The organism is Tunturiibacter gelidiferens (assembly GCF_051013345.1).
GTDB classification, from domain to species: Bacteria; Acidobacteriota; Terriglobia; order Terriglobales; family Acidobacteriaceae; genus Edaphobacter; species Edaphobacter gelidiferens_A.
In genome coordinates this window covers 2,631,165-2,642,736 of record NZ_CP132939.1, presented here as the reverse complement: position 1 = coordinate 2,642,736, position 11,572 = coordinate 2,631,165, and the positions used below count along the sequence as shown (strand labels likewise).

The 11,572-nt window shown below is 55.3% G+C and carries 12 protein-coding genes and 1 pseudogene; 3 read left to right on the top strand and 10 right to left on the bottom strand.

Features of this window, described 5'->3' with window-relative positions:
* Nucleotides 1–10: 10 nt before the first annotated feature.
* On the top strand, nt 11–1,003 hold the full coding sequence (locus RBB80_RS13035) for a TolB family protein (RefSeq protein WP_433968613.1): 993 nt from the start codon (nt 11–13) through the stop codon (nt 1,001–1,003).
* A gap of 18 nt (nt 1,004–1,021) precedes the next feature.
* Here RBB80_RS13035 and RBB80_RS13030 read toward each other — a convergent pair whose 3' ends face one another.
* The 5 genes from RBB80_RS13030 to RBB80_RS13010 form a co-directional block, all read right to left on the bottom strand.
* Entirely contained in the window at nt 1,022–2,041 is a 1,020-nt protein-coding gene (locus RBB80_RS13030) for a hypothetical protein (protein ID WP_433968612.1), read from the bottom strand.
* Nucleotides 2,042–2,215: 174 nt separating this feature from the next.
* The gene (locus RBB80_RS13025) at nt 2,216–2,413 is read right to left on the bottom strand and encodes a hypothetical protein (RefSeq protein WP_433968610.1); all 198 of its coding nucleotides are present in this window, start codon (nt 2,411–2,413) and stop codon (nt 2,216–2,218) included.
* A gap of 201 nt (nt 2,414–2,614) precedes the next feature.
* The gene (locus tag RBB80_RS13020) at nt 2,615–3,532 is read right to left on the bottom strand and encodes a PP2C family protein-serine/threonine phosphatase (protein WP_433968608.1); all 918 of its coding nucleotides are present in this window, start codon (nt 3,530–3,532) and stop codon (nt 2,615–2,617) included.
* A 31-nt stretch (nt 3,533–3,563) separates the two neighbouring features.
* Nucleotides 3,564–4,286 (bottom strand): response regulator transcription factor, encoded by a 723-nt coding sequence (locus tag RBB80_RS13015; RefSeq protein WP_433968606.1) that lies wholly within the window; start codon nt 4,284–4,286, stop codon nt 3,564–3,566.
* Nucleotides 4,283–5,935 (bottom strand): sensor histidine kinase, encoded by a 1,653-nt coding sequence (locus RBB80_RS13010; RefSeq protein ID WP_433968605.1) that lies wholly within the window; start codon nt 5,933–5,935, stop codon nt 4,283–4,285. The genes RBB80_RS13015 and RBB80_RS13010 overlap by 4 nt, the downstream gene beginning before the upstream one ends.
* 473 nt (nt 5,936–6,408) lie before the next feature.
* Between RBB80_RS13010 and RBB80_RS13005 the strand changes: the two genes are divergently transcribed.
* A complete protein-coding gene (locus RBB80_RS13005) occupies nt 6,409–6,600 on the top strand; it encodes a hypothetical protein (protein WP_433968604.1) in 192 nt (63 codons plus the stop codon).
* Between the two features lie 127 nt (nt 6,601–6,727).
* On the opposite strand, the gene RBB80_RS13000 is transcribed toward RBB80_RS13005, so the two are convergent.
* The 3 genes from RBB80_RS13000 to RBB80_RS12990 all read right to left on the bottom strand — a co-directional run bounded on the left by RBB80_RS13000 (nt 6,728) and on the right by RBB80_RS12990 (nt 10,004).
* On the bottom strand, nt 6,728–7,003 hold the full coding sequence (locus RBB80_RS13000) for a hypothetical protein (protein WP_433968603.1): 276 nt from the start codon (nt 7,001–7,003) through the stop codon (nt 6,728–6,730).
* Nucleotides 7,004–7,459: 456 nt separating this feature from the next.
* Nucleotides 7,460–7,618 carry a hypothetical protein gene (locus RBB80_RS12995; RefSeq protein ID WP_433968602.1) on the bottom strand — a complete coding sequence of 53 codons (159 nt, stop codon included), beginning with the start codon at nt 7,616–7,618 and terminating at the stop codon, nt 7,460–7,462.
* 151 nt (nt 7,619–7,769) lie between these two features.
* Nucleotides 7,770–10,004, bottom strand: a complete 2,235-nt coding sequence (locus tag RBB80_RS12990) for a malectin domain-containing carbohydrate-binding protein (protein WP_433968601.1) — start codon at nt 10,002–10,004, stop codon at nt 7,770–7,772.
* Nucleotides 10,005–10,316: 312 nt separating this feature from the next.
* Between RBB80_RS12990 and RBB80_RS12985 the strand changes: the two genes are divergently transcribed.
* Nucleotides 10,317–10,490 carry a chitobiase/beta-hexosaminidase C-terminal domain-containing protein gene (locus tag RBB80_RS12985; protein WP_433968600.1) on the top strand — a complete coding sequence of 58 codons (174 nt, stop codon included), beginning with the start codon at nt 10,317–10,319 and terminating at the stop codon, nt 10,488–10,490.
* 145 nt (nt 10,491–10,635) lie between these two features.
* Here the strand turns inward: RBB80_RS12985 and RBB80_RS12980 are convergent, their stop codons facing one another.
* Nucleotides 10,636–11,346 carry a hypothetical protein gene (locus RBB80_RS12980; RefSeq protein WP_433970159.1) on the bottom strand — a complete coding sequence of 237 codons (711 nt, stop codon included), beginning with the start codon at nt 11,344–11,346 and terminating at the stop codon, nt 10,636–10,638.
* A 41-nt stretch (nt 11,347–11,387) separates the two neighbouring features.
* Nucleotides 11,388–11,564 (bottom strand): annotated as a pseudogene (locus tag RBB80_RS12975) (hypothetical protein); the annotation flags it as partial.
* Nucleotides 11,565–11,572 lie beyond the last annotated feature (8 nt).

Here is an 11,572-nt window from a genome sequence, read left to right as displayed (position 1 = left end):
TGTCACCCAAATGAAAGTTCTCTCAATCCAAATGCGATTCTTCTGTAATCTCGCCGTAGTCGCAGCCTCCCTGATAGCACCTGCTCTTCGGGCACAGCAATCTCCGTCGCACTCAGAAGAGAAGCATCTGCGCAGCCGTCTCTTCGTCTATGACATGCGCACCGGCTCCTCGCATCTGGTCTACACCACCGATTCCATCTGGGAGGCGCCGAACTGGTCCCCCGACGGCAAGTACCTCATCGCCAACTCCGGCGGGGCCATCTACAAGTTAGTCCTCAAACAGGACGGCACGGCCGAGCCATCCAAGCTCGCGATCCCGGCTGACTATCAGTGCAACAACGACAAGGCCATCTCGCCCGACGGCACAAAGATCGCCTTCTCAGCCACCGTCCCGCCAAACAAAGGCTCGCAGGTCTTCCTCGCCGACGCCGACGGCAACAACGCAAAGCTGATGACGCCCGACTCCCCCAGCTACTTCCACGGCTGGTCGCCCGACAGCATCACCCTGGCCTTCGTGGCCCAGCGCAACGGCAGCGGCCAATTCGACATCTACGGCATGCCCGCCGCCGGTGGACCCGAGAGACAATTCACCTCCAACCCCCACCACGACGACGGCCCCGACTACTCTCCGGACGGCAAGTGGATCTACATCAACTCCGACCGCTCCGGCAAAGAAGCCATCTGGCGCTTCCCTGCCGAAGGCGCAGGCCACAACGATGAGAAAGCCCAGATGGTAGTCAACGATGCACTCGAAGACTGGTTCCCTCACATCTCACCCGACGGCAAAAAGTTGGTGTACATCGGCTACCCCGCCGGCACGCCCAACCACAATCCCCGCAACGTATCCATCGAACTAAAGCTGGTAGCAATCGATCAGGGCAAGGTAGCGACCACCCAAAAGAAACTCATCCAGGCCACCGGCGGTCAGGGAACAATGAACGTCAACTCCTGGTCCCCCGACTCCACCCGCTTCGCCTACGTCACCTATGAGGCCCTGCAATGAGCGCGAATATGGCGACTTCTAGGAAATACGCGAGGGAATCTGGGAGCGCCTCAATACATCCGCGAAATGGCTTGTCATTCCAACGTTACCTATAAGTCGAACTCCCCAAGCCCTTCCTTCCATTTCAGAAAGCAAGAGCCTTAGCTCACTCAATCCCCTTGTTACGTCAAATTCAACCTCGTGGTCAACATTGCCTGAAACAATCGTTCTACCCGCTGACATAGCTTGAATTTGTTGAAGCTGAAGTATCCAAATTTCTGATCCGTCAAAAGCCCATTCGATACGAACACCGCCCAGCGCGGTCTGGATAGCAGAATGCATTGTGAGTAAGCGATTCTGGATTTCTGCCGGGAGTTCGACAGGGCCTGACTTGCCCAACATAAAATCATCACCGAATCCAAATACGCCTTCGATAAGCGCACCACCGTTCGTCGCAGAGATCATTGCACCCGAATACTTCGCCCTCACCTCATCTTGTATCAGGAGTGAAGCCAACTGACCGGAGCCCTCAGAGCTTTCCATAATCTTGAAGGGATCCGTCCATCCTCTAACAGTCGGGTAAAGACCTGGTTCAGGTTGCATGGGAGCAGTTCTAAGCCACACTTCGTCTTCACCCGTAGGCCTGCCAAAACTAAATGGGGGAATCTTACGAGAAATCACGCTGGATCGTGGAACCAAATAACCATATGCATCTGCGACTAGAAGCCCGAAAACCTTATCACCTATGAGTTCACTAAATAGGTTGGGCCATCGTAGCGGAGCGTGTAAGTTTTCCGCGTCTGTCTGCTCGGCTTCCCACAAAATTGTATTGGTGTTTCTCACTCCACATCTGTGAGGATGAATGCTGAATTCAACTCGCAGGTCGTGCTCTTTAGGCACATCGGGTTCGACGTGATAGACCCCAGCGAGAATGCGCACTGCTTCTGGTTCGTGGAGTGTAGCGACTGCGCCGCTCTCTACGATTCGCGGCGTCGCGCCAGGAGCAAACTCAAATGAACCTCCTTGCGCCACGCCCGAGACCCCCATCATTAACGTCAATTGTCTCGTTTGCAATAACAAACATGCCAGACGCCGTGAGTCGTCGGAAGCTGGCTCAGCTCCGGGGCCGGGGCCGAATACTATAACTCGCCTATCCGACACCGGACAGTAACAGGGGACCGATAGAGATGACGCCAGGGGATATACCGATCGGTGTGCTTTCGCCCTTGCCGATCACCAAGGGATGCTTGTGCTTTCCCAGCGCGTGAATGTACCTGTCGGTTCCTCCGGGCCGAGGAGTGCAACGCGCACAACCTCGCGAGATCGGTCCTCAACAGACTCGGTACCCGCATAGCCATTGAGGTTCGTCTTGGTGAAAGCCGGGGAGACCAAGTTGATTTTGATCTCGGTCGACTCTAGTTCGGTCATCATGGCCATCGTTATCGCGTTGAGAGCCGCCTTGGACCCGGGGTACACCGGACCGTAGAACGCACGGGAAAGGCAGGTCTGCGTTCATCGTCAGCGAGCCTACTCCGCTCGACACGTTGACGATGCGGGCATCCGACGACTCGCGGAGGAGCGGAAGCATCGCCTGGTAAACGGCGAGGACAGTGTGGGTTGAGAAATACGAAATCATCCGGCAAGTGCTGTCAGGTGTCGGCCTGTCGCGTCGCGTTGAATCACTGTCAAACTGACGTCGTCGCAAAGCGGACTACCGTTCGCAAAGTCTTGTAAGGTGGCGAGTAGCATCATGAGCGTGGCTTGAGCGAGCGGCGATTCGGCGCCTCGCAGAGCCGCTACAATCCGATCCAGCCCGAATTCTTCGTCTGAAGTGTTACGGCATTCAAGTACACCATCGGAGTATGCGACAAGCGTGTCTCCGGGTTCGAGAGTCAGTTTGCCCAACTCGAACTTCGCACCTTCGATAGCACCTAACAGCGGGCCACCTGTTTCGAGCAGTTCAATCCGTCCATCCGCGCGAAGCAATATTGGCGGAAAATGGCCGGCATTGCAGTAGGTCAGATCTCCAAGATTGCAGTCAACCCGCGCGAGAAATGCGGTGGCGAACGGCGCAATCGGCCGCAAATAGCAGAGGTGGCGATTTATCTCGGAGGCGATCTTTGCCGGGTTGGAACTCGGACGATCGTAACTTTGCAAAAGCCCGGCCAGATTAGTGAACCACATGCCAGCCGCAACTCCTTTACCGGCAATGTCTCCGTGCGCCAAAAGAACCCTGGACTCGCTTTGCAGGAACGACGTGAAATCTCCAGGAAGAAAGCGCGCCGCGAAGACCTCGCTTGCGAACTGTAAACAACCGCGGCGAAACTCGCGCGGGCCGCTTAGTTTGCGCTGGATCTGTGCTGCCTCGAACAGCTGGGAATGGAGATCAAGTTTCTCTCGCAGAAGCGAGTCCCTCTCGTCTTGCAGAGGCAGGTCCGATGGTAGCGGCATCGACGCCAGCATCGAGGATTGTGGCATGCTGTAACTTTGGCGCCCGCCGCTAGTCCGGAACTTGCCTTCACTTTTTGGTAGTACTTTGCCGTCGTTCATAATCCGTACCTCTTAGATTTTGATCGTTGCCTTAGCCGACGAACCGATACCCTGTTCCATGCACTGTGAGAAAGTATTGTGGCTGTTCGGGATCGGGTTCGAGTTTTTGGCGCAGACGTACCAGGTGCGTATCCACCGTCCGGGTAGTTGGGAAATTCTCATACCCCCAAACCTCTTCCAGAAGACGATCGCGACTGAGCGTTTCGCCCGAATGACAGATGAAGTACTTCAATAGCTCGAACTCTTTAGAGGAGACATCGAGAGCCTTGCCTGATCTGAGCACTCGTTGACGTCGTAGATCGACTTCCACGTTACCGAACGAGTGTTGATCCTGATTTTTGGGAACCACTGCCGTGCGTCGCAGCACGGCCTTCACTCGCGCCAACAACTCGCGGATTGAGAACGGTTTGGTCACATAGTCGTCCGCGCCGAGCTCGAGGCCCACCACTTTGTCTAGTTCCTGACCGCGGGCAGTCAGCATGATGATCGGAATCGAACCACGTTGAGCGCGTAGCTGTTTGCATACTTCCAGTCCGCTCATGCGCGGCATCATGACATCGAGGACCACTAGATCGGGGGACTCTTCGAGCGCTCTCTGAAGGCCTTCGATTCCATCTCCCGCTGTCAGTACTTCATAGCCTTCAAACTCGAAGTTGTCTCGAAGTCCAGCCACCATATTGGGCTCGTCCTCCACTACAAGAATTCTCGCTGGCCTCGGTGTTTCTGTTACCTTCGTCTTCTCTTTCTGTCTCATGCCGGCATCCCTTTCGCCTGCTGGACCTCTGAAGTCTGCACTGGCAGAGTAATGGTGAACTTGCTGCCTCGACCGGGCTCGCTCTCAACCGCGACTTCACCCCCATGTGCCTGCACGATATGGCGCACCAGAGACAGCCCCAGTCCGCTTCCCTTGGTGTCGTGCATCATTGGATCACCCACTCGATAGAACTTCTCAAAGATCTTCGGCTGCTCCTTCGCGGGAATGCCGATCCCATGATCGACAACCTCAAGATTGACGTCGCCATTGTGCCGGTAGAGGTTTATACCAAGGTATTTCTCCGTCGCCGAGTACTTCACCGCGTTGTTCACCAGATTCAGCAGCGAACGCGCAATCGCTTCGCGATCCACACTCACTTGCGGCAGATCGTTATCGATCTTCTGTTCGAACTGGAAACCGTTTTGTTCGATTTCAAAACGATACGACTCCAGCGTGCCCCGTACCAGATCGGCCACATCCGTCTCGCGGAAGTCGTACTCTTTCTTGCCGGACTCGATGCGCGAGAAGTCCAGAATATTGTTGATCAGCGAACTTAACCGCTCACTCTCTTTGCGAATGATCTCGTAATATTCCTGACGCTTTTCGGGGTTGGAGATGCGTCCCAGTTCGAGCGTCTCTGCGTAAAGGCGGATGAGCGCCAGAGGAGTTCGCAGCTCGTGTGAGACGTTCGAGACGAAATCGGACTTCAACTTCGCCAGTGCAAGTTCGCGCGACACGTTTCGATAGGCGAGCAGCATTCCTCCGCCCATCAGCAGCGAAAGCGCTCCGAGAATAAGGAAGGCCGTCCGCACAAAGTGGTTGCTGATGTTCGCGAACGTGGTCCCGCGCAGCTTCATTCCCAGAATCAGTCCTGGGAAGACTCCTTCGAACCCACGCTCTACTTCAGGCGAACCTCCATCCCAACAAATCGAAGCAGCCAAAGGAGCGTGGTCCTTTGCAGTCCTGACCATGATCACTGGTTGAGGATGGGATGTATCGTTTTGGTTTTGATTTGGCAGCACTTCGTTCAGCGCTTGCGGAAAAAACTTGTTGCTCAGATAGTCGGTATCGTAGACAAACCCTGCCAGAGCGGGATGCTCCGCAGTCGAACCGCGCGGCATGAATACCACCAAAGACTGGTACTGCATCTTGTCACCCCTGGTGACCCAATTGTCGGTAAGGTAGACGTGCCGCCCTTCCTTCGCCTCGATCTTCTTGAGCTTGGCGATCCAGTCTTCGGGCTCCAGATCAAACCAATGTCCGACTTCACTAACAAATTGAGGATCGCCCATCCGCCCAGGCTGAGATTGACTCTCCAGGTGGCCTTTCCCTGTCCAGAGGAATGCAAGGGCAATGTCTGGATGTGACTTCAGGAAATCCTCGAGTTTGCCGCCTTGGTTCGCCTCGGGAAATTTCGCACTGGCTTCCTCGGCGATATCATAGGCCCGCGCATCAATCCGCTTTTCGGCGATAGCCAGAACCTGTTGATACTCCCGTTGAAAGACAGCCTCGATCGATTTTTCACGCTGTATGGTCCTGAGGTGCCATACACCGACCGCGATGAGCGCGGCCGCGGGCAGCATAACTCCGAGCATGAACACCAACATGCGGGGGCGGTCGGACCATCGGCGAACTTGAAACTTCACCATATCGACTCTCTCGGAGAGGCGCCCAGTGCACTCTGACAAACGCCCCATCTCCATCGGATTGAAGAATAAGCGAGAAAACTCCGCGATATGTCACAACGGAGCAACAAATTGCAAAAAGTTGTGAACTCACAGGACCATCAAAAAAGAGCCCAAGAGCAAGATGTTCAAACCTAAGCCCTTGATGAGACGCAACTAGTAAGTCGTCACAGCTCCTGGAGCGAATCGCCAGCCGGAAGTTGTCTTCTCATTTGTTGCAAGTCGCCGAGGCACTCATCGAAGAATCCTGCGGTAAATTGCGGGATCACTGCCGTCTAGAACTTCTAGACGGTTGACGGTCCATACGGAAGTTGCTCTCCTCCCTGATTGGCTAGCTGGCTAACTTGCTGTTTGCCGACGATACACCCGGAACTCGGAGGCAAAAATGGTCTTTCCTTCATCGATACCGACGCCCTCCCAGTGATAGGCTGTTTGCCATGCCACAAGCCCCCTCAGATCTCTTGAACGAAAAGCTTGCATCTGTCGCGACCGACATTGAGGCCATCGAAGAATTGATCGACTCGGAGCCGCCACAGACCACCGACCAGATACTGGCGCTCCGCACCATACAGGAGCTATACCGGCGCCTGGCCGACGATCTCCGGGTCGCCATCTCCCTCTTCGAGTAGCTCATGCCCGAGCGAAGGCGCAGACAAAGCGAGGCGTGTCGTTCTTCGAAACGTACCCAGAAATGTAGGTGCCGAGGCTCCTCCGCGCTAATATCGTCTATTCTGAGCAGATCGTCCGCTTCCTGAGTCAGTAGATCCTCGCCCTTATCAGCTCAACTGGAACAGCACACAGTTCGACGGCGGCGAGCCTGACACTATACAAGCGGCTCACGACGTCGGTAAAGTACTGCGATTTTGCGGTCCCGATGACATAGTTGCTGCCCGATATCGCTCCTACATATTGATCAACAATAGCCGATCGCGCTATGTCCCGTAGGAGGGAACCCCTTCTGATGTTGCTCGCTAATCCGCCGGCGACTGCGCTTATGAAGTCGTCACCGACACAGTGAACGATTTCGGCCATCTCCAGCAAAGGTCGATTCATGCGCTGAGAGATACCCCTGCCACACAACTTGCTCAGCGCCATCAGGGCTGCCTCAACCGTCCGCGCATGCGTCTGCCGCTCTCGAAGCGGCTTCGTCCAAGTCGGCTTGTAGTTGCAGATACAATCCATTCTGCCACTCAGTGCATCGGTATGCTGCCACCCCGCGCAATGGAATGCTGCCACTAAATGCGACGTTATGCTGCCACCTAGTGCGCCAGCTATGATCCACGCCGGAGGCGTGTGGTGCCGCGGTGCGGTTCGGTCAGGACGATGTCCGGTTCTAGTTCAGGGGAGTAAGGTGCGGTTAGCCGACAATTCGGAAATTCACTGACGAGGAGAGTGTTTGTCGAGACTGAAGTATCGCTTAACTCGATGCGACTCCGGTGAGTTGTTGGGCTGTAGATTACTTCCGCCCCCGTTCAACCATCTCATGTACTACCTGAATCGCGACATCCCGTCAGTCATTCTGGACATAGTGCCGGCTTCCCTTGGCGACGAGCCGGGTTCCTCCTGCATCTGCTCCCATGCGGCGTCGGTGGCTCGATCCACATACTCTACAAAGACGAAGGAATCGGCTTCCTCAGTCGGGGCCATGCGAGTTTCGTTCTAACCCATTGCGGCTTCCAGCATGTATGGGACAACTAGAAGCAGCGGGCGGCGTTTCGAAAGATCACCGCAGACCGTCGAAGTCTGCGGTGATTGATCGGTCGATTACTGATCATGTGTCATCGAAAAGAGCGTTTCCTTACTGGATCTCGACGCCACAGATCTCCGGTTGGTTGACGCTGCCGTTGCTCAGATGGATGACGATCTGCCCTGAGTTGTTCGCCGTAGTAGTGAACTGCTGCACGTTGGCCTTGTATTGACCACCTGCAGCCGCCACGATATCGAAGTTCGTAAGAACGGGTGTCCCATTGATGGCGACATTGAACTCACGTTGACCTGTAGTTTTGAAGTAGAGTTCCGCGAAGTGCAGCCTTACGGTATGTGTGCTGCCTGCCGTGAAACCCGGGACAGTGTAAGTGATGGTTCCTTCGCGAGCATCCTGGTATACGGCTGCCGGCGCGGGATTGGTCACTCCTGCGGTGGAGATCGCATGCGTCACGGCAAAGGTACCACCTCCGGAGAAGTCTGTGTCCGCGACGAATGGTGATACGGCTGTTCCGCCCGAATTGATATCGACGTTCAATGTCCCTCCAGTCGAGCACGTGCCGCTTCCGGCATAAGACGTGAAGTCGTGAGGGGCACCGGCCGACGTTGTGGCACCACCAGTGTTGTTGATGACGTTGCTAATGCCGCCTGAACCGCTCAGCATCACAGTCACCATGTTGGTGAAATTAATCCCGGAGACGTTGGGGGCAAGAAGCGCATTGCTTTGCAGGATCGTTACATTTGGAACGTTAAAGAAAGAGTAGATACCGAGGCCGTAGGCGGTATGCGAGCAGACGTTTGAGGTCACCTCGTAGGAGGGGTAGCCGTTGGCGCCGTTGTAGGTCCATGAGCTTTGACTTGGAACGTCGTAAGGATCCTCGCTTTGATAGAAGATAGTTTCGCCGTTGTTGCCGTTCCATTGCACCTGGCTCTGTTGGTAGTGTTCGACTGCAAGCCCGAGTGCGGTCACATTGTCGCCGTTCACGATGAGGCCATGCGAGGCTGTGTTGGTGGTCCAGCCCACACCGGTGCCGTGATCGGCTCGCCATGCCCAGACGTTATCGAGGATTACGTTATTGCTATCCAGTTCAAGGCTGGTGGTAGCCGAACCAGCCTCGGCACCGCCGATACGAAAAGACACATCGCTGATCGAGGTTGGATTGTTGGCATGGCTTACGCGTGTCGCGCCTGCTACGCCAACCTGCATCAGTACGGGGGAGTTGGACGGGCCGGCGTCGATCATCAGGTCGGCGATTTGTACGCCATCGACATCGGCAACCGTGATTGCGGAGCCACCGTTTTGCGGTATCAGCGTCGGGTAGCCGAGGCCGAGGACGATCGCATTTGCGTTGGTGATGCTGATCGGCGCAGTGAGTTGGTAGATGCCGGGTGTAAGGATGAGATTCTTGCCGGAGGACAGTGCAGAGTTGATCTGCGCGGCTGTGCTTGACGGTGTCGCAATAAAGAAGGTACTGATGGCATCGCTATAGCCGGTCCCCAACCCTCCGTTCGCGGTCCAGTCCACGCCGCTCGATGAGGTTCTAACCGTGGGCACAAAGACGTTATAGTTCCCACTGCTGTCGAGGTAGAGAAAGGGCTTTTCGCGGACCACCGGCGTCGTCGAGAGAATAGTGTTCTTTGGGAAGGTGTTCGACGGTGCCGTGCCGGTAAACGTGTCGCCGGAGAAGACGAAGTTCCAGACATTGTCCGTGAAGGAGGCCATGGTACTGTTGCGCGTGTACCACTGTTGCTGGGAGCAGGCGTTGACGACGTTGTCTACCGTCGTGTCGGCGATGAAACCGCCGCTCGCCTCGCCGCAGCTCCGGTTTGTAAGCTCGAGACCGCCGGCAATATGGATGCGACGAAGCGAAGCACCTTGGGAGACACCCCAGGCTTCGGTGTTGCCTGTAGGCACGTTGATGCGCAAATTTTCCATCGAACGCCAGAAGTTCGTCGTCAGGTTGCCATTACTGTCGGTTACATCGAGATACAGACCGCCGCCATTTAAAACCGTCGAGTCAGGAGTCAATCCCAAGCCGGCAATGGAGGTATAGAAGCCCACCTCTTGGCTTACACCGGAGTATGTGCCTGGCTTGAATAGAACTGCGGCGCGGTTGCTGCTGAACTGTCCACCGCTTACCGTGGGATTGGAGATAGAGGCGATGTCTGAATTAATGACAGAGCCCGGTACTGACGGATCGAAGACGTAAACGTTTGGTCCAAAGATTGTTGAGTTGTACTGCGCGATAGCTGGCAGCGTGACGCCGCAGAGTGCAGCGCACAGGATGAGGGGTTTAATGACAGTAGTTGGAGTTCCAAAGAGACTCATGTGTGACCTCGTATTACAGGAGTGAAGTGGTGTGTTTGGCACAGCAGCCGGATGTGAGCCGCACCGTATCTTCAGAACGAGGAGAAGTAGAGCAAGTCCGAGGAGAGGACCAGAATGAACAGTGTTATCCAAGATTCATCCCGCAGATCTTCGGTTGGACCGGCAGGGCCGCAGTCTTTGCAGCAAGAGCTGCGTGGGACCACGACGTCGCAAATTATTGCATATGCACCATAAACTTGTCGTCCTTGATGAAGTCTCTCCATTGCCGAATGCAATTAATTCTGCCACCCAAGCGAGTTGTGCTGCCATCCGGTGCAACGGCATGCAGGCACCGCCGCGATATCTTCGCAACAGATCACCATCACCGATGCAACCGCATGGGCAGCGATCTACTACACCACTGATGGAGTAACCAGGCCGACAATCAACTCGGCCCAGTACACGGGCCCGATCCTGTCTCCCATGGAGACAACGCATTCTTCGTAGGTCCCTACGGAATAACCTCTTCATTGCGCGCTACCGCGAACGGAACGGCAGGTGAGAGAAACCCGCAGTAACGCGTCGAGGGTTCGAAGTTCAGGCAAAAGGCAGGTCTTGCCGTCCACGATGACAAACATGTTTGCATCTCACTTCAATTATTCAAAGATCCAATCACAGCCGCAGAGCAGTTCACATCCAGACAGCGCCAGCGTCCGCTTGACCGCCCGGACAATAGGCCCAAAACTTCCTCGACGATAGTAGGCGTAAACAAGAAACCATGACGATAAAGCCCGTTTATCTGCACCCCAGTATGGCCCAGATCATTTTGTCCACTTCTTCTGCGGGCGAAGAGGTGACTGCGGAGTTGCCGATGTTGGCGTGATTTGACTCTGAAATTCCTGCCTATGATTATCGGTTCCAGTTCGAAGTGGTTAATGTTGGCGGGAACGATTTGCGCGGCCCGGCGGCCACTTCTTCGCGGACAAATTCGGGCGTGATCCGGGGGAAACTGCGCGCCGAAAGGCTGACCGCGATGCTGCGAGAGAAGCGAGCGGTAAGCCGGGTCTTCTAACAACTCATAGGAGTGCATCGATTCACGCAGAGCAACAAATTCCATCTCCGGCGTTATGATCCCCTTACGGGCATAGTGCATTTGGCTTACGTTGCGACCACTGCGTGCGCGACGAGACACAAACGGAGAAGGAGAGCGCAAGTGGGACGTCAACAGATCTCGTTCACGCCAGCGCGCATACTCGGAAGTCGGACCCGAAAGAATCTCGGTATCATTGCGTTGTTTAATCCAGTCGATGCGAAGGTCGGGCAATCCGCGAGACAGGTCGATCCGCACGTCGGCGTCGTGCATGGACCGGACGTGTCGTAAACCGGCAACGGAGGGTTTTCTCCGATGCGATCACTATGGCGCGTGGGGGACAGAGCGATTTCTCGGTAAGGGACACGCAAATCCCCCGATAGCCTCGAAGGTAACGCTTGTGCGATGCCGGATAGGTGGAAGGTGTACGAATTGTCGAAAACGTTGGAGATTGTTTCAGCATTTGATCCTCTCGGCGCAGTGGATACCACTCACAACC